At 33.7% G+C, this 17,239-nt stretch carries 19 protein-coding genes; 10 read left to right on the forward strand and 9 right to left on the reverse strand.

Features of this window, described 5'->3' with window-relative positions; all coding sequences use genetic code 11:
- The first annotated feature begins 134 nt into the window (after window positions 1-134).
- The 8 genes from L0669_RS22740 (at window position 135) to L0669_RS22775 (ending at window position 8,468) form a co-directional block, all read left to right on the forward strand.
- Complete coding sequence (locus L0669_RS22740; protein ID WP_263760123.1) at window positions 135-767, forward strand: phosphoribosylanthranilate isomerase; 633 nt, start codon at window positions 135-137, stop codon at window positions 765-767.
- A 12-nt stretch (window positions 768-779) separates the two neighbouring features.
- The gene (trpB, locus tag L0669_RS22745; protein ID WP_055095721.1) at window positions 780-1,961 is read left to right on the forward strand and encodes a tryptophan synthase subunit beta; all 1,182 of its coding nucleotides are present in this window, start codon (window positions 780-782) and stop codon (window positions 1,959-1,961) included.
- Between the two features lie 151 nt (window positions 1,962-2,112).
- The gene (locus L0669_RS22750) at window positions 2,113-2,433 is read left to right on the forward strand and encodes a gamma-glutamylcyclotransferase family protein (RefSeq protein ID WP_263760125.1); all 321 of its coding nucleotides are present in this window, start codon (window positions 2,113-2,115) and stop codon (window positions 2,431-2,433) included.
- 262 nt (window positions 2,434-2,695) lie between these two features.
- Window positions 2,696-3,457, forward strand: coding sequence for a tryptophan synthase subunit alpha (gene trpA / locus L0669_RS22755; protein WP_263760127.1), 762 nt, complete (start codon window positions 2,696-2,698; stop codon window positions 3,455-3,457).
- Between the two features lie 389 nt (window positions 3,458-3,846).
- Window positions 3,847-4,476 (forward strand): TetR/AcrR family transcriptional regulator, encoded by a 630-nt coding sequence (locus L0669_RS22760; protein WP_173969893.1) that lies wholly within the window; start codon window positions 3,847-3,849, stop codon window positions 4,474-4,476.
- Window positions 4,466-5,785: a TolC family protein gene (locus L0669_RS22765; protein ID WP_173969894.1), complete on the forward strand. Its 1,320-nt coding sequence runs from the start codon at window positions 4,466-4,468 to the stop codon at window positions 5,783-5,785. The genes L0669_RS22760 and L0669_RS22765 overlap by 11 nt, the downstream gene beginning before the upstream one ends.
- 12 nt (window positions 5,786-5,797) lie before the next feature.
- Entirely contained in the window at window positions 5,798-6,877 is a 1,080-nt protein-coding gene (locus L0669_RS22770) for an HlyD family secretion protein (protein WP_263760129.1), read from the forward strand.
- A gap of 4 nt (window positions 6,878-6,881) precedes the next feature.
- The gene (locus L0669_RS22775; RefSeq protein WP_263760131.1) at window positions 6,882-8,468 is read left to right on the forward strand and encodes an MDR family MFS transporter; all 1,587 of its coding nucleotides are present in this window, start codon (window positions 6,882-6,884) and stop codon (window positions 8,466-8,468) included.
- A 275-nt stretch (window positions 8,469-8,743) separates the two neighbouring features.
- Here the strand turns inward: L0669_RS22775 and yaaA are convergent, their stop codons facing one another.
- Window positions 8,744-9,502 carry a peroxide stress protein YaaA gene (gene yaaA, locus L0669_RS22780; RefSeq protein ID WP_263760133.1) on the reverse strand — a complete coding sequence of 253 codons (759 nt, stop codon included), beginning with the start codon at window positions 9,500-9,502 and terminating at the stop codon, window positions 8,744-8,746.
- Between the two features lie 437 nt (window positions 9,503-9,939).
- Here yaaA and L0669_RS22785 point away from each other — a divergent pair, with 437 nt between their 5' ends.
- Window positions 9,940-11,373, forward strand: a complete 1,434-nt coding sequence (locus tag L0669_RS22785; RefSeq protein WP_263760135.1) for a CCA tRNA nucleotidyltransferase — start codon at window positions 9,940-9,942, stop codon at window positions 11,371-11,373.
- A 14-nt stretch (window positions 11,374-11,387) separates the two neighbouring features.
- Entirely contained in the window at window positions 11,388-12,413 is a 1,026-nt protein-coding gene (locus L0669_RS22790; protein WP_263760137.1) for a COX15/CtaA family protein, read from the forward strand.
- Between the two features lie 96 nt (window positions 12,414-12,509).
- On the opposite strand, the gene L0669_RS22795 is transcribed toward L0669_RS22790, so the two are convergent.
- The 8 genes from L0669_RS22795 to L0669_RS22830 are packed head-to-tail and all read right to left on the reverse strand — an operon-like array spanning window position 12,510 to window position 17,123.
- Complete coding sequence (locus L0669_RS22795) at window positions 12,510-13,277, reverse strand: LytR/AlgR family response regulator transcription factor (protein ID WP_263760139.1); 768 nt, start codon at window positions 13,275-13,277, stop codon at window positions 12,510-12,512.
- 37 nt (window positions 13,278-13,314) lie between these two features.
- Entirely contained in the window at window positions 13,315-13,701 is a 387-nt protein-coding gene (locus L0669_RS22800; RefSeq protein WP_173972691.1) for a 2TM domain-containing protein, read from the reverse strand.
- 16 nt (window positions 13,702-13,717) lie between these two features.
- Window positions 13,718-14,023 carry a 2TM domain-containing protein gene (locus tag L0669_RS22805; protein ID WP_263760141.1) on the reverse strand — a complete coding sequence of 102 codons (306 nt, stop codon included), beginning with the start codon at window positions 14,021-14,023 and terminating at the stop codon, window positions 13,718-13,720.
- A gap of 2 nt (window positions 14,024-14,025) precedes the next feature.
- On the reverse strand, window positions 14,026-14,355 hold the full coding sequence (locus tag L0669_RS22810; protein WP_263760143.1) for a 2TM domain-containing protein: 330 nt from the start codon (window positions 14,353-14,355) through the stop codon (window positions 14,026-14,028).
- Window positions 14,356-14,357: 2 nt separating this feature from the next.
- Window positions 14,358-14,660, reverse strand: coding sequence for a 2TM domain-containing protein (locus L0669_RS22815; RefSeq protein WP_263760145.1), 303 nt, complete (start codon window positions 14,658-14,660; stop codon window positions 14,358-14,360).
- The gene (locus L0669_RS22820; RefSeq protein ID WP_263760148.1) at window positions 14,660-16,018 is read right to left on the reverse strand and encodes a 2TM domain-containing protein; all 1,359 of its coding nucleotides are present in this window, start codon (window positions 16,016-16,018) and stop codon (window positions 14,660-14,662) included. The genes L0669_RS22815 and L0669_RS22820 overlap by 1 nt, the downstream gene beginning before the upstream one ends.
- A 23-nt stretch (window positions 16,019-16,041) precedes the next feature.
- Window positions 16,042-16,665: a hypothetical protein gene (locus L0669_RS22825; RefSeq protein ID WP_173972695.1), complete on the reverse strand. Its 624-nt coding sequence runs from the start codon at window positions 16,663-16,665 to the stop codon at window positions 16,042-16,044.
- A 50-nt stretch (window positions 16,666-16,715) separates the two neighbouring features.
- The gene (locus tag L0669_RS22830; RefSeq protein ID WP_263760150.1) at window positions 16,716-17,123 is read right to left on the reverse strand and encodes a DUF2141 domain-containing protein; all 408 of its coding nucleotides are present in this window, start codon (window positions 17,121-17,123) and stop codon (window positions 16,716-16,718) included.
- Window positions 17,124-17,239 lie beyond the last annotated feature (116 nt).

Below are 17,239 nucleotides of genomic sequence, written 5' to 3' on the forward strand. Positions count from 1 at the left end.
CTGTTCGCTATCGCTCGGGTCGTGGCAAAAACTAAACACAAAGCTTTGCGAACTTTTGCGTTTGTAAACATTACAATAGTAAAAAAATCTTAGCGCTCTTTGCGGTAAAAAACACACAGAAAAAACACAATACAATGAAACTCAAAATATGCGGCATGAAATATCCAGAAAACATTCTCGAAGTAGGAGCGCTCCTACCCGATTATATGGGATTTATTTTCTGGGGCAACTCCGCACGATACTTTAACGGAACCATTCCGGAATTAATTGGAACAATCAAAAAAGTGGGCGTTTTTGTAAACCAAAGTCAGGAAGAAATTCTGGAAAAAGTGGCACAATACGACTTACAAGCCGTTCAATTACATGGCAATGAATCTGTTGAATTTTTATCAGAATTAAAAAAACAATTGCCTACTAAAATCGAAATCATCAAAGTTTTTTCTGCCGATAATGATTTTGATTTCGAAATTATAAAATCATTCGAATCGGTTTGTGATTATTTTCTGTTCGATACCAAAGGAAAATTACCCGGCGGAAACGGAACCACATTTGACTGGACGATATTAAAAAAATACAAATCTGATAAACCCTTCTTTTTAAGCGGCGGAATCGGAATGAATGAATTAAAAGCCATCGAAGAAATTTCAAAAACCAATCTTCCTATTTATGCTGTCGATATAAATAGTAAATTTGAAATCGAACCTGGCCTAAAAAACAAAAATCTATTTAGCAATTTCAAACGCAAATTTGATGTTGCCAACTTTTAAAATTGGAATAAAATGAATTTTAACGTTAACGAAAAAGGATATTACGGAGAATTTGGCGGAGCTTACATCCCAGAAATGCTCTATCCAAATGTAGAAGAATTACGCCAGAATTATTTAAAAATCACCAGCGAACCCGATTTTAAAGCCGAGTTCGATCAGTTATTAAAAGATTACGTTGGACGCCCGAGTCCGCTTTATTTTGCCAAGCGTTTATCCGAAAAATACAATACAAAAGTCTACCTAAAAAGAGAAGACTTAAACCATACCGGAGCACACAAAGTCAACAATACAATTGGGCAAATTTTAGTCGCAAAACGTTTGGGTAAAAAACGAATCATTGCCGAAACCGGAGCAGGTCAGCACGGTGTTGCAACAGCAACGGTTTGCGCTCTTATGGGAATGGAATGTATCGTTTATATGGGCGAAATCGACATTGCGCGTCAGGCTCCAAATGTGGCTCGTATGAAAATGTTAGGCGCTGAGGTTCGTCCGGCACTTTCGGGTTCAAGAACTTTAAAAGATGCTACAAACGAAGCCATTAGAGACTGGATTAATAATCCGGTTGACACGCATTATATTATCGGATCTGCAATTGGACCGCATCCTTATCCGGATATGGTAACCCGTTTTCAAAGCGTAATTTCCGAAGAAATCAAATGGCAGTTAAAAGAAAAAGAAGGACGTGAAAATCCTGATTACGTAGTCGCTTGTATTGGTGGCGGAAGTAACGCTGCCGGAACGTATTACCACTTTTTGCACGAGCCAGAAGTTGGAATTATTGCCGTAGAAGCAGCCGGGAAAGGCGTTGATAGCGGTCATAGTGCAGCAACTAGTAAATTAGGAAAAGTTGGTGTTATTCACGGTTGTAAAACTCTTTTAATGCAAACTCCAGACGGACAAATTACGGAACCGTATTCTATTTCGGCAGGTTTAGATTATCCTGGCGTTGGACCAATGCACGCGCATTTGGCACAAACCGGTCGTGGAGAATTTTTCTCTGTGACGGATGATGATGCGATGAATGCAGGATTACAGTTGACTAAACTAGAAGGAATTATTCCGGCGATCGAAAGTGCGCATGCCTTTGCGGTTTTAGATCAAAAGAAATTTAAACCTACAGATATTGTGGTGATTAGTCTTTCTGGTCGAGGCGACAAAGATTTAGACAATTATATCGATTACTTTAAATTATAATAAAAATCGTAATTTGGGCGTTCCCTCCGGTCGGGCTTTCGGCTAAATTCCCGATTAACAAAAACTACGGCTAAAAAGCCTTGTTTTTCTAAATCGGGAGATACCGCCTCTATCCCTAACGCAAAAAACAATAACGAGAAAAATAATAATTATGGAAAAGTTATTTTCATACGGAACATTGAGATCGAAACAAATTCAAATGCAGCTTTTTAGTAAAATCCTAACCGGAAGTCCTGATCAGCTTCTCGGCCATAAACTAAAAAGTCTCCAAATCGAAGAAGAATTTGGAATGGCAGATTATGTTGTAGCCGTACCAACTGCAGATTCTTCAGATCCTATACACGGTATTGCATATAATATTTCAGCTTCGGATTTAGCCAAAGTAGATATATTCGAATCTAATGCTTACAAAAGAGTTCAGGTCGAGTTGAAATCTGGAGCAGTAGCCTGGGTTTATATCGAAAATAAATAAAAATCGAAATGATGATTGATAGGTAAGATTATAAAAAGATAATGCCACAGATTAAAAAGACTGCCACTGATTATTTGTTTCACCCAGATTCTGCAGATTACATCAGATTTAAAAAAATCTGCGTGAATCAGCTTAAATCTTTTTAAATCTGCGTGAAACAAAAATATGTTTTAATATGTGAAATCTGTGGCAAAAAACAACATTCAAAAAAATACCTACAAGATTTTAAAAACCTTGCAGAAGTAAATAAAAAGACATTAAAATGAACAGAATAACTCAAAAATTACAAGAAGATAAAAAGATACTTTCTATTTATTTTTCAGCGGGATATCCTAATTTAAATGATACCGTTCAGATCATTCAGGACTTAGAAAAAAATGGCGTTGATTTAATCGAAATTGGTTTGCCTTTTAGTGATCCTTTGGCCGATGGACCAACGATTCAGGCAAGTTCTACACAGGCGCTTCATAACGGAATGACAACTCAAATTCTATTCGACCAGTTGAAGAACATCCGCGAAAGCGTAAAAATTCCGTTGATTATTATGGGATATTTCAACCCGATGTTGCAATACGGAGTTGAAGCTTTTTGTGCAAAATGCGCCGAAATTGGTATCGACGGTTTAATTATTCCAGATCTTCCGGTTGATGTTTATGCAGACGAATACAAAGCCATTTTCGAAAAACACGGATTAATTAATGTATTCCTGATTACGCCACAAACTTCTGATGAACGTATTCGTTTTATCGACAGCGTTTCAAACGGATTTATTTATATGGTAAGTTCTGCAAGTGTTACAGGATCTCAATCTGGATTTGGAAATGTTCAGGAAGATTATTTCGAAAGAATTTCAAACATGAATCTTAAAAATCCACAAATTATAGGTTTCGGAATTTCGAACAAAGAAACTTTTACTCAGGCAACAAAGTTTGCCAAAGGTGCCATTATTGGTAGCGCTTTTATCAAACATTTGAGCGAAAATGGTTCTGGTAAAATTGCGGAATTTGTTGGTGAGATTCGATAATTTTATATTTAACTTGAAAACAAGTTATAATTATCATTTCGATAAAGGACGAAAATATTGTTATGAAAATGATTGCCCTAGCCCCGATAGAAGAGGAAATCCTTTTGTGGCGTGGTTCGCCACAAAAGATTGGAACGAATAGCGGGATTAGCTCCTAAAAAAAGATTTTATAATAAAAATCGAAATTACAAAATTACGTTAATAGCAAAGCTGAAATAATATTACGATTAATATTATTTCGGCTTTTTCGTTTATAAACACTAATGTAAGCGTGATTTTAGTGACAAAAACGACTACATGGTTTTCTGTTAATATTATGTTAAAATAAAATTAAACGACTGTTTAATTTAAACACTTGTTTAATTTTGTACCCGATTAGAAACAATACCATGTCAAACTTCGAATTAAACGATAAAAAAATTCAAATTCTTGAGGTTGCTGAAAAGCTATTCTCTGAAAAAGGATTCGAAGGAACTTCTATACGAGATATCTCAAAACATGCAAAAATTAACATTGCCATGGTTTCGTATTATTTTGGTTCTAAAGAAAGACTTCTCGAGGCTTTAATTCTTTATAAAACCTCTGATTTAAAACTACAACTCGAAAATTTATTGCAAGAAAATCTCGAACCTGTCGAAAAAGTCAATAAATTAATCGAAATTTACGTTAACAGAATCTGTCTTAACAAAGGGATTTACAGAGTATTGCATTTTGAACTTAATGCTAAAAAGAGAGAAAAAAGCATGATCGCTTTTACTGAATTAAAAAAAGGAAATCTAAAATCTCTGGAGAGTATTATTACTCAGGGTCAGGAAAAAGGTGTTTTTAGAAAGGATATTATTATTCCTCTTATTACGCCTACGATTATTGGAACCTTTTTTCACTTTCACATGAATCGGTCTTTCTTCGAAGAATTATTGGATTTAAAAACAGAAGAAATGTTTAACAATTACATTAAAACCAGTCTTACAAAGCACATTCAACAAACTATAAAAGCGCTACTTGTTTATGAAAATTAGTCAATTAATGCTCTTTGGAGTTTTCTTTATCGGAATATCTTCAGTAGAAGCACAAGAAAAAACAAGTTTAACCTTAGACGAAGCCGTTAAATTGGCCTGGGAAAAAAGTAACGAAGTTACGCTTGCCAGCACTAAGGTAAACACAAAAAAGTACGAATTACAAGAGGTTAAAAACAATCAGCTTCCGGATATTAAAGTTTCCGGACAATACCAGCGTCTTACAAAAGCGTCGATTGATATGCCTAATCAGGGCGAAGGTGCATCTTTAGCATCTCCTGACAGAGCAATGCTTGGAATGGCAAATTTAAGCCTTCCTCTTTTTGCAGGATTTAAAATTCAAAATAGCATTAATGCATATGATAACTTATATGAGGCTGAAAATGCAAATGCTGCTAAAACAAAAGAAGATGTTGCTTTAAGAGTTATTACTTATTATACTGCTCTGTATAAGGCTCAAAAAACTTTGGATGTTTTAAACGAAAATCAAAAAAGCGCTAAACAACGTGTGACTGATTTCATTGAATTAGAGAAAAACGGAATCATCCCAAGAAATGATTTATTGAAGTCTCAATTATTAGTTTCAAAAACGCAATTATCTATTGATGAAGCTACTAACAACCTTAATAACATCAACTTTTACCTAACTACATTATTGAAGTTAGATCCGAGTACAAAACTTCAGGTTAATGAAGCTGATTTCTTTAATTTAAAAACCAGCAATGCGCCAACATCTGATGCTGTAGCATTACAAAACAGAAAAGATTTAGAAGCAATTCGTTTTCAACAAAAGGCTTCTGAGGCCAATATTAAGGTTGCAAGAGCTGCATATTACCCTACCTTAGCATTACTTGGTGGTTATACTGCATTAGATCTTAAAGATATTATTACTGTAAAATACGCCATGAACTTTGGTTTGGGTTTAACGTATGATATCTCCGGAATTTACAAAAATAGCGCTCACGTAAGAGAAGCTGAAAGCAGAGCGCTTGAAGTTAAAAATACAGAAGCGGTAATGACAGATCGTATTAAAGTTGAGGTTCAAAAATCTATTGAAGATTATGACCTGGCTATTAATCAAAGTGTGGTTTATGACGAAGCGCTTCAACAAGCATCTGAAAATTACAGACTTGTAAAAGACAAGTTCGACAATGGTTTAGCTGATACCAATGATTTGGTTGAGGCCGATGTTGAGCAATTAAGCGCTAAAATTAATACTGCTGTGTCTAAAGCAACTATTATTCAAAAATATTACGAATTACTTTCAGTATCAGGACAATTATCACAATCATTCAATCTTTCTAAAATATAATCGATAGCTCTCATGGAAAAGAAAAAAACAAATACTAAATTCATCATTATACTAACCGTGTTGGTTTTAGTGGGCGGAACTTACGGAATAACAAAATACTTACACTCCCAAGCCCACGAAGAAACAGATGATGCTCAGATTGAGAAAAAAATGAATCCAATTATTCCTAGAGTTTCAGGATATATTAGCAAAGTGTATGTAAAAGATAATGACTTTGTAAAAAAAGGAGATACTTTATTTACGATCGATAAAAGAGATTATCAATTAAAAATCGACGAAGCAAATGCTGCATTACTAGGTGCTGAAGGTCAATACGAAGCTTCAAAAGCTGATATTGGAAGTGCTAATGCAAGTATTTCAGTTTCTGATGCTCAAATGAAATCTGCAACAGGATCTATCGAAAGTGCTAAAATCAGGTTAAGACAAATTACTAACGATTACAACCGTTACAATAATTTGTATAAAACGCATACGATTACAAAACAACAATATGAGCAGGCTTTAGCTGCAAAAGACGAAGCAGAAAATCAAGTACGTGTTTTACAAGATCAACAAAGAGCAAGTTCTTACCAAAAATCTGTAATTCAGTCAAAATCTAAAGTTTCAGACAAACAAACAGAAGTTGCTGCTGCAAATATCAAAAAAGCAAAAACAATGCTTGATGTTGCACATTTAAATCTTAGTTATACAGTTGTAACTGCAGCAATTGACGGTCAGGTTTCTAAAGTAGATATTCAGCCAGGACAATTGGTTCAGCCAGGACAATCTTTATTTTATATCATTAATAATAATGAGGCTTGGGTTGTAGCTAACTTTAAAGAAACACAATTAAACAAAATGGTTATAGGACAAAAAGTAAGCTTAAAAGTTGATGCTTATCCTAACTACGAATTTAAAGGTACTGTAACTTCATTTTCTCCTGCAACAGGATCACGTTTTTCATTGTTACCTCCTGATAATGCAACAGGAAACTTCGTAAAAACAATTCAGAGATTACCGGTAAAAATTAGTTTAGATGAATCAAACGATCCTGAAAAAGTAAAATTACTAAGACCAGGAATGAATGTTGACGTAGACGTACATTTAAAATAATATAATGACAGCAGTACAAGGAGATGACGATTTAGTAGAATACGGTTACAGACGTGTGATTATCACGATTACGGCAGTACTTTGTGCACTGTTAGAAATTGTAGATACAACGATTGTAAACGTAGCACTAACTGACATGCGAGGTAGCCTTGGTGCTACTTTGACTGATGTGGCTTGGGTAATTACAGCATACGCAATTGCGAATGTTATTGTAATTCCGATGACGAGTTGGCTTTCGCAGCAATTTGGAAGACGTAACTATTTTGTGGCTTCTATCATAATATTTACAGTCTGCTCCTTTTTGTGTGGTAATGCCAGTAATATTTGGGAACTGGTCGCCTTTAGGTTTGTACAAGGTATGGGTGGTGGTGCCCTGCTTGTAACAGCTCAGACTATTATTACCGAAAGTTATCCGGTAGCAAAACGTGGTATGGCGCAAGCTATTTACGGTATGGGTGTAATTGTGGGGCCAACTTTAGGTCCGCCTTTGGGAGGATATTTAGTAGATAATTATTCTTGGCCTTATATCTTTTATATCAACATTCCGTTAGGAATTATTGCTACTATTCTGGCGCTTACTTTCGTAAGAAGTCCGAAATACGGAGAAAAATTAAAAGCAAATCAGGTTGACTGGTGGGGAATTATATTATTAGCCGCTTTTATTGGATCATTACAATTCGTTCTGGAGCACGGACAACAAGACGATTGGTTTAACGACTCTACAATTGTAACGTTAAGTGTTGTTACAGTTCTTGGATTGGTTTTATTTGTCTGGAGAGAGCTGACATATAAATACCCAATTGTAAATTTAAGTGTTTTAAAAGACGGAAACTTAAGAATTGGAACCGTAATGTGTTTTATTCTTGGTTTCGGTTTATACGGATCGACTTTGATTATCCCGATTTATACGCAATCTATTTTAGGATGGACTGCAACTGATGCCGGATTATTATTGATTCCAGGTTCGATTACAACAGCGATCATGATGCCATTTGTGGGTAACATGATTCAAAAAGGAGTTCCGCAAGGATATATGGTGGGAGTAGGATTTTTAATTTTCTTCTTCTTTACTTTTATGATGCGAAATCGCCTTACACCTGATACAGGAGTTGAACATATGTATTGGCCTTTGATTTTAAGAGGAATTGGTTTAGGATTACTTTTTGTACCTATTACAACACTTTCGCTTTCTACATTAAAAGGAAAACATATTGGTGAAGGAGCAGCTTTTACCGGAATGATGAGACAATTAGGAGGTTCATTTGGTATTGCAATTATTACCACCTTTATCACCCGTTTAAGTCAGGAACACAGAGTTAATTTATTAACGAATTTAGATCCTGCAAATTATCAGGTGCAACAACGTATAATAGGAATGCAAAGAGCTTTTGAAGCTAAAGGTTATAGTGCCGATGTTGCCCTTAAAAAAGCCTATCAGGCAATAGATTACGCCGTTTTAAAACAAAGTACAGTGATGTCGTATATGGATATATTTATGTATCTGGGGATCATGTTCTTATTCTGCATACCAATTATTCTTTTCATTAAAAAAGGAAAAAACAAAATTAATCCTGCTGATGCAATGCATTAATAATAATTGATTTATAATACGAAAAAGCCGGACTATTTATTTAGTCCGGCTTTTTATTTTTATGTGTAATGATGATAATGATATTATTTGGAAAGATTAAAAGCTAACACAAATATTTGCATAATCTGAAGGGATTAAAATCCCTCCCTACAATATGCCCCGAATCTCCGATTCTCTACAAAAAAACTTAGTACCTCAGCAACTTAGAACCTCAGTACCTTTAAAAAAACCTCTGAACCTTTGCCCCTTTGCCCCTTTAAACCTTCAAAAAAAATCTACCTCGTAAAAACCAAATGATTTCCTTCAGAAAGATTGGCATCAAAATGATATCCTTCGTAATTAAAACCTTTTAAATCATCAATTGTTTCGGCATTAGTATCGATAATATAACGAACCATCATACCTCTCGCCTTCTTAGCAAAAAAGCTGATGATCTTTAATTTTCCGTCTTTATAATCTTTAAAATCCGGAGTAATAACAGGAACTTTTAAAGCCTTAACATCTACTGCCGAAAAATATTCGTTACTCGCCAAATTCACAAACAATTCTCCTTTTTCCAGTTCTTTGTTTAAAGCTTTAGTAACGGTTGGTTTCCAGAATTCGTGTAGATTTTTGTACTCGCCGACAGGCAATTTTGTTCCCATTTCTAAACGATATGCCTGCATTAAATCTAATGGTTTTAAAACGCCATACAGACCAGACAAAATTCTAAGTTTATCCTGAAGAACATCTAATTTTTCAAGCGGAATTGTATAAGCATCTAAACCGGTATAAACATCTCCATCAAAAGTATAAATTGCCGGACGTGCGTTTTCAGGAGTAAAAGGCGTTTTCCAATCCTGGTTTCTTTTCCAGTTTAAATCTGATAGTTTATCTGAGATTGACATTAATTCAGATAATTCAGATGGCTTTTTTTCTTTTAAAACTTTTTGAACCTGACGTGCTTCTTTTAAAAAAGCTGGTTCTGTATATTGAGGAGTAGGTAATTCTTTTTCGAAATTTAATGACTTCGCGGGAGATATAACAATTTTCATGTGTGCATTTTTATAGAATTCAAAAATACAAATTGAATTTCTAAAAATAAGAGATCGTAATTGATTTGTTTTATGATGCTATAAATGTTTTGCCACGAATTGCACGAATCTCCACGAATTGTTTTTTATTAAGATTGCGAAGATTTTTTTGCCACTCCCGATAGCTATCGGGATAAAAGATTTCCACAGATTTTTTTTAATCCATTAATTTTTTAATCCATTTAATCCTTCAATCTGTGGCAAAAAAAAATTAATTAGTGGAAATTCGTGCAATTCGTGGCAACTCTTTCTCAATTCTTAAAAATTGACGCTACAAAATGTGAAATTGTTCAAAAAAGTCAACAATACATTATTATAGGCATTTTCTATGTTGTAAATTTGCAGACGTTTCATTCTCTTCAAGAAAAGAAATGTAATATTTAAAATTAGTGAAATTCGTGGCTATACAAACAAACTATAAAGCAGCATTACAACATAAAATCTTCGAAATAATTTCGAAAGCATCTCAGGAACTCAACGTTGACAGTTATGTTATTGGAGGTTTTGTTCGGGATTTGCTTTTAGATCGTGGTTCAAAAAAAGACATTGATGTTGTTGCTGTTGGTAGCGGGATCGAATTGGCTTTGAAAGTTTCTGAATTGCTTCCTAAAAAACCAAAAGTACAGGTATTTAAAACCTACGGAACAGCCATGTTACGTTTTGAAGATACCGATATCGAATTTGTGGGTGCCCGAAAAGAATCTTATAATTTTGACAGCCGAAATCCTATTGTAGAAAACGGAACTCTTGAAGACGATCAAAACCGTCGTGATTTTACCATCAATGCTTTGGCTTTATCACTAAACGAAAAAACATTTGGAGATCTTTCTGATCCTTTTAATGGTTTGGCCGATTTAGAGAACAAAACAATCAAAACACCTTTAAATCCTGACATTACGTATTCTGATGATCCTTTGAGAATGTTGCGCGCCATTCGTTTTGCAACGCAATTGAATTTCGAAATCGAAGAAAATTCACTGAATGCCATCACAAAAAATGCAGATCGTATTAAAATTATCTCTGGCGAAAGAATTGTAGACGAATTAAACAAAATTTTATCTACCCCTAAACCCTCAACAGGATTTTTACTTTTATATAAAACCGGACTTTTAGATATTATTCTTCCTGAGTTAACGGCTTTGAATCAGGTCGAAGAAATTGAAGGTCATACTCATAAAAACAACTTTTATCACACTCTCGAAGTTGTAGATAATATTTGCCCAAATACAGATGATGTTTGGTTACGCTGGTCGGCTTTGCTGCATGATATTGGGAAAGCACCAACAAAACGTTTCAATAAAAAACAAGGCTGGACTTTTCACGGACATGAATTTCTTGGCGGAAAAATGGCAAAGAAAATATTCGAGCGTTTGCATATGCCCTTAAACCACAAAATGAAGTTTGTGCAAAAAATGGTTATTATGAGTTCCCGTCCGATTGTTTTGGCGCAGGATATTGTAACGGATAGTGCAGTTCGTCGTTTGGTTTTTGATGCTGGCGAAGATGTAGAGGATTTAATGACATTGTGCGAAGCTGATATTACAACCAAAAACCCGTCAAAATTCAAGAAATATCATAAGAATTTCGAAATCGTTCGCAAGAAAATTGTAGAAGTTGAAGAAAGAGATCACGTTCGTAATTTTCAACCGCCAATTTCAGGTGAAGAAATTATGGAAATGTTCGATTTAAAACCTTCACGAGAAATTGGAGTTTTAAAGGAAGCAGTAAAAGAAGCCATTTTAGAAGGCGATATTCCAAATGAATATCAGGCGGCTTATGATTTTGTAATTAAAAGAGCAGAAAAATTAGGTTTAAAAAAAGTTAGAGAATAAGAAGATTTAATAAAATGAAAAAAGAGAATAAATCAGTAATCATTTGGTTACTATCAGGTTGTGTTTTATTGTTTTTAATGGTAGTCGTTGGCGGAATTACCCGTTTAACAAATTCAGGTTTATCAATGACCGATTGGCATTTGGTAACCGATACCTTCCCTCCTTTGACGGATGCAAAATGGAATGAAGCTTTTGAGCAATACAAGAAGTTTCCTGAGTATCAAAAAATCAATATTCACAACGATTTTCAATTAGCTGATTATAAATTTATTTATTTCTGGGAATGGTTCCACCGATTCATTGGTCGTATCATTGGGCTTGTTTTCTTTGTTCCTTTTGTTTATTTCTTAATTAGAAAAAAACTTGATAAATCGACCATCAAAAAATGCGTTGTTCTTTTGGCAATGGGAGGTTTTCAAGGTTTCCTTGGCTGGTTCATGGTTCGTAGCGGATTAATCGATAATCCGGATGTAAGTCATTTTAGACTTTCTTTACACCTTACTTTTGCTTTTATCACTTTTGCCTACACTTTATGGGTAGCATTAGATTTAATTTATCCTGAAAAAACAATTACCAAAGTAATTCCGCTTCGTAATATCGCACGATATGCCTTAGTTGCTTTATTAATTCAAATTATTTATGGTGGTTTTGTGGCAGGTTTAAATGCCGGATTAATTCACAATCACTGGCCGTTAATGAGCGACGGAGAATTTATACATGATTCTGTTTTTATCGAACAACCTACTTTGGTAAAAAACCTAATCGAAGGTAAAAGTGGTGTTCAGTTTGTACACAGAACTTTTGCTTATGTTGTGGTGGCTTTTATTCTGTTTTTATATTATAAAAGCACTAAATTTTCGCTTTCGAGAACACAATCAAACGGAATTAAAACTTTGGTAGTTTTTGTATTTATTCAATTTGCATTAGGTGTATTTACCCTTTTATACAGTGTTCCATTGGCTTTAGGATTAATTCACCAAATTATGGCTTTCTTCCTTTTAAGTGCCATGACTTTTACTTTGCATCGATTGAGTAAATAGTAAAACTCTTAGAAATAAAAAAATCCTTCTGCTGAAGGATTTTTTTTTATTTAATTGATACTAAATTTTTATTCCAACCAGATTAATGAATAAATTCTATCCCAGCCAGGCTTTAAAATCTTGTACTTTCTCCCGGCTTACAATAACTTCGTCTTCTTTGTAAGTAGGTAAAATTACTTTTAATCTAGAATTTGTATACACCTGAATTTCTTTTATAGCAGTAAGAGGAACGATAAATTTTCTGCTTACGCGAAAGAAATCCTTCATATCTAGTTCCTGCTCGAGAATTTCTAAAGTCGAATCGATCAGATAATTTCTATTATCGAAAGTATGAATGTAAGTTCCTTTGTTTTCACTAAAGAAACATTCGATTTCATCGGTAGTGATCACTTTTAAATGCTGACCAATTTTTACAGTGAATCGTTTCTTGTAACTCTTTTCAAAAGGATTAGACAACATTTGCCTTATTTGCTCAAAATCAAGTTGAAGATTTTGATTTCCTGCATCAGCTTTAGGAATTCGGTTTTTAAATTTTGTTACCGCAATTTCTAAATCATCTTCGTCTATAGGTTTTAAAAGATAATCGATACTGTTTAATTTGAATGCTTTTAAGGCATATTCGTCATAAGCGGTTGTAAAAATAATGGCGCTTTGAATGTCTATTTTTTCGAAAATTTCAAACGACAAACCGTCTGACAACTGAATATCGAGAAAGATTAAATCCGGATGTTGATTATTAGTAAACCAATCAATGGATTCTTCTACAGAGTGCAACATTGTTTTTACAGCAATATCTAACTTTTCGAGTTTTCGTTGCAATAATCTTGCTGCAGGTTTTTCGTCTTCTATAATTAATGTGGTCATTTAATACAATGCAAAAATTGAAAATTTGATTTTAAAGTTACTCCCATTTATTTTTATTTTGAGATTCTCTCTCCATATATTTTTGAATTTTCTTTTGTTCCCAGTCTTTTCCGAAAAATATATCCGGTCCAAAAACTGTAAAGGCATGAATCAATAAAGCTATTCCCCAAAACAATGCTGTAGAATAAATTTCCCAATTATTAAAACTTCTTATTGTAAAATGATTTCCATTATTAAAATCATATCCCACAAAATTCCTGTTCAAACTAGTAAAAATGATAATAGCATTTACTATAATATAAACCTTCAGATGCGAATAAAATCCTTTAATTTTTTTTACTTTTTTATATGCAATATTATAACTTTCGTCTGTACTAAATTCTTGTCTGTATTCATCATACATGCGTTGTCTAAATCGTCCCATTTTATTTTGAATTAAATTATTGCCATTTATTTTTACCTTCTCTTTCTTTTTCCATCAGTTCTTTGATTTTTCGTTCTTCCCACTCTTTTCCAAGAACCGGAAATATTTTAAAAACCTTCATTCCGTGAAAAACAACTCCAACTCCCCACCACATTAAAGGCCAATAGAACCATAAATGATCCGGTGATGTGTATAAATTGACAAAAATAAGAACAACATTTACACCAATAAAAGCGGTTAAATTTCCGTAAAAGCCTTTAATTTCTTCAACTCTCTTTTTTGCCAGATAATATCTGTCTTCTTCATTTAAATTAACTTCCATGATTACTCCCATTTTTGTGTTTTTTCTTTTTTCTCTAAAATACTTTTCACTTTTCGCTCTTCCCATTCTTCTCCAAAAATTTTAAAAGAAGCGAATAAATCTACCGCCGAAACTAAAAAAACGGTTGTCCAGATGATCATTACAAAACAATTTATATATTTAAATGGCAGGAAATTTAAAGGTAATCCTGCGTATTCTTTTAAAATAAAAATGATCATTCCGATAGAATAAACAAATGCGTGCGAATAAAATGCCTTGAGTTTAAGTACTTTTTTATTGGCCATTTTTTGAAGTTCGAATTCTTCCTCGCTATTGTTAAAATTATTTTCCATGATTACTCCCATTTTTGTTTTGGATTTTCTTTTTCTAAAAGCGCCTGAATTTTTCGTTCTTCCCAATCTTTATTAAAAATAGGCGAAAACCCAAAAGCTTTCATTCCGGGCAAAATGATCGGAATTGCCCATCCTACTACAGAATATATACACCACAAATAACCTGGAGATGTCATAAGATTGACTACAATAACAATGGGATTACAAAGAAGATAAACCGTTAGGTGCTGGTAAAACTTTTTTATTTCGACCACTTTTTTCTGAGCCTCGTAATAGCGTTTTGCTTCATGATAATTGGGTTCCATTATTTCCAGTTTTTTTGTTGTTTTTCTTTTTCCAGAATCTCTCTAATTTTTCGTTCTTCCCAATCTGAGCTGTAACCAAACACTTTAAAAGCATGCATTACGACTCCAAACCCCCAGCCTAAAGCTGAAAACCAAAACCACTGAAATCCAGGAGAATACCTCAAATTTATAAAAATTAAGAATGGAATTACACAACAATATGAAATAACATTCCCGTAAAAACCTTTTAATTCTTCTACTCTTTTTTTAGCTCTGAAATAAGCCTTATTTTCATCGCTATATTCTGCACTTGTTTCCATAACTGTTATTTGTTTGGTCAAAATTGGAATTTTAACTGTAAACGTTTTTTCATTTTGTTCGATCAAAACTTTTCGGTTTGTTATAATCCCGTATCGGTTTACAATATTTTGCAATCCAACTCCCTGCCTGTCCTGCAAAACTTCTTTCTTCTGATAATCATTCTGAATTGCTAAATAATCTCCGTCAATAAAAATTCTGATATGCAATGGCTTTTGTTCGCTTACGATATTATGCTTCACTGTATTTTCCAGCAAAAGCTGCAAAGACAATGGAACCACTTTTGCATCAGGGTTTATATTTGTAGTGGGCAATTCGTAAAACAAACTATTTTCGAAACGCATCTTCAGCAAATTCATATAGGTTTTTGCGAACGACAATTCATCTTCTACAGATACTAATTCTTTGTCTTTTTGCTCTAAAACGTAGCGGTAAATTTTAGATAATGAAGTTGTAAATCGTTGCGCATTATCCGGATTTTCTTCGATTAAAGAACTTAATACATTTAAACTATTAAAAAGAAAATGCGGATCTATTTGATTTTTTAAACTTTCGAATTTAGCATTTGCCGTTCCTGCAATAATTTTTTGTTGTGTAATCTCGAATTTTGATGCCTGTTTCCACTTTACCATAAAGCTTCTGGCCTGCATAAAAGTCGAAACTCCCAGAGCGAGTATGATATAAAACAAGTGTACCCAAATCATCTTATCGCTAAAAAAAACTTCCAGAGATATATCCTGCAAAATAACATAGATGTAATAATTAATCCCTAAAACGATCGGAACTGTATACAAAACGGTAACTAAAATTCCGTAATATACTCTTAAGTTCGTTTGCTCTAACCAATCCCATTTTTTGTCTAAGTAAACATTAATATATCCGTTACCAAAACCTACAAGGAAGGAATAAAGACAGCTGATAAAAAAAGTAATAAGAACGTTTCGGATATTTAAATCACCACCTAAACAAGCTGAAAATATTACCGTAAAAATCATAGAAATCTTGAACGAAACTATTGTTCCACTTTTTAAATCTCCATAAATAGCTCCGCGATCTTTCATTATATTATCAGCTTAAATTAATTTTATTTTTTACAATTCTTTTGAGTTTCTAAAGCTCTTTCTAATCCCCATTTTGGCGAAAAAGGAGTTTCTGGTTTAAAAGTAGCAAAAAGTTCAACAGCTTTATCAACTTGTGCACAAAGAGGTTTTGTATCAACTCCTGTCCATTTTGCCCCACCTAACTGGTAATCAGCCTCACCAAAAACAATTCTTGGGTTATTTGGATCTATCGCTTTTCCTTTTGCGTAAGCTTCCATCACTTTAGCCGAATATTTCATTCCATTTGTCATAGGATCTGCCACAACCCAGGCCGTGTAAATCAAAGCCTGCATGGCATATAACTCCGCATTATTTTGATCTTTTATCAATTCTACATCCAATGCGTCTTGTGCTTTTGTCAGTAGCAAATCAATTTTTGTTTTGTCTTTTTCAGTAAATGCAGATGTAGTGTTGATTAAAGCGATATAATAATTAGGTAAATAACTTGTTTTTTCTGCCGCCGCGATTCTTTCAAATAAAGCAGACGCTTCTGTATTTTTTCCTTCTTTCCAAAGCCCAAAAGCTTTTCCCATTCCTTGTTCAAACTGTGTTTGTGCAGAACTTATTGCGACTACGAATAATGCGACTAAAGTGATGATTTTTTTCATTTTTTAAGTAATTAAAAAGGTTATTTTTTAAGTTGTTTTGTTCGTTATTATTATAATGTAATTTCAATTTTTGAATCTTTAACTAAATCAAATTTAGCATCTTTATAAGAAGGTGGTCCCATAAATCCTTTTGCATTATTTGAAGCTGCATAATCTTCAGATGGAATTCCCATCATATTTTTATCCAGTTTTCCGTTATTATTTTCATCGTGATACGTTGAAATTGCATAATCTCCCGCCGGAAGATTGTCGAATACTACGACTACTTTGTTGTTTTTAATTTCAGATCCAACACTTTTATAAGTTGTTTTAAGAAATGTACCTTCTGAGTTGTACAAACCTACTTTTACAGTTCCAGCATTATTTTTTATACCCGAAACAGAAACGGTTAGCTTTACATTTTGAGCAGATAATAAACTGCAGATAAATAATGTGATTATGGTAATAATTTTGGTCATGGGTTCTTTTTTTTTTAAGGTTCTAAGTTGCTAAGGTTTTGAGGTTCTAAGTTTTGTTGATTGACGATTGAAGCTCTCTTTGTTAATTTCTATTTCAAAAGTATGTTGGTTTTTAA

The sequence above is a fragment of the Flavobacterium bizetiae genome, assembly GCF_024271895.1.
In the GTDB taxonomy this organism is placed as follows: Bacteria; Bacteroidota; Bacteroidia; order Flavobacteriales; family Flavobacteriaceae; genus Flavobacterium; species Flavobacterium bizetiae.

Excerpts from the sequence above, each read along its gene's own strand:
- L0669_RS22740 (WP_263760123.1), top strand. The coding sequence starts at position 135 with ATGAAACTCAAAATATGCGGCATGAAATATCCAGAAAACATTCTCGAA.
- L0669_RS22810 (WP_263760143.1), bottom strand. The coding sequence starts at position 14,355 with ATGGAAAATAATTTTAACAATAGCGAGGAAGAATTCGAACTTCAAAAA.
- L0669_RS22805 (WP_263760141.1), bottom strand. The coding sequence starts at position 14,023 with ATGGAAGTTAATTTAAATGAAGAAGACAGATATTATCTGGCAAAAAAG.
- L0669_RS22820 (WP_263760148.1), bottom strand. The coding sequence starts at position 16,018 with ATGAAAGATCGCGGAGCTATTTATGGAGATTTAAAAAGTGGAACAATA.
- L0669_RS22800 (WP_173972691.1), bottom strand. The coding sequence starts at position 13,701 with ATGGGACGATTTAGACAACGCATGTATGATGAATACAGACAAGAATTT.
- L0669_RS22750 (WP_263760125.1), top strand. The coding sequence starts at position 2,113 with ATGGAAAAGTTATTTTCATACGGAACATTGAGATCGAAACAAATTCAA.
- yaaA (WP_263760133.1), bottom strand. The coding sequence starts at position 9,502 with ATGAAAATTGTTATATCTCCCGCGAAGTCATTAAATTTCGAAAAAGAA.
- L0669_RS22775 (WP_263760131.1), top strand. The coding sequence starts at position 6,882 with ATGACAGCAGTACAAGGAGATGACGATTTAGTAGAATACGGTTACAGA.
- L0669_RS22790 (WP_263760137.1), top strand. The coding sequence starts at position 11,388 with ATGAAAAAAGAGAATAAATCAGTAATCATTTGGTTACTATCAGGTTGT.
- L0669_RS22760 (WP_173969893.1), top strand. The coding sequence starts at position 3,847 with ATGTCAAACTTCGAATTAAACGATAAAAAAATTCAAATTCTTGAGGTT.
- L0669_RS22815 (WP_263760145.1), bottom strand. The coding sequence starts at position 14,660 with ATGGAACCCAATTATCATGAAGCAAAACGCTATTACGAGGCTCAGAAA.
- L0669_RS22795 (WP_263760139.1), bottom strand. The coding sequence starts at position 13,277 with ATGACCACATTAATTATAGAAGACGAAAAACCTGCAGCAAGATTATTG.
- trpB (WP_055095721.1), top strand. The coding sequence starts at position 780 with ATGAATTTTAACGTTAACGAAAAAGGATATTACGGAGAATTTGGCGGA.
- L0669_RS22830 (WP_263760150.1), bottom strand. The coding sequence starts at position 17,123 with ATGACCAAAATTATTACCATAATCACATTATTTATCTGCAGTTTATTA.
- L0669_RS22770 (WP_263760129.1), top strand. The coding sequence starts at position 5,798 with ATGGAAAAGAAAAAAACAAATACTAAATTCATCATTATACTAACCGTG.
- L0669_RS22825 (WP_173972695.1), bottom strand. The coding sequence starts at position 16,665 with ATGAAAAAAATCATCACTTTAGTCGCATTATTCGTAGTCGCAATAAGT.
- L0669_RS22765 (WP_173969894.1), top strand. The coding sequence starts at position 4,466 with ATGAAAATTAGTCAATTAATGCTCTTTGGAGTTTTCTTTATCGGAATA.
- trpA (WP_263760127.1), top strand. The coding sequence starts at position 2,696 with ATGAACAGAATAACTCAAAAATTACAAGAAGATAAAAAGATACTTTCT.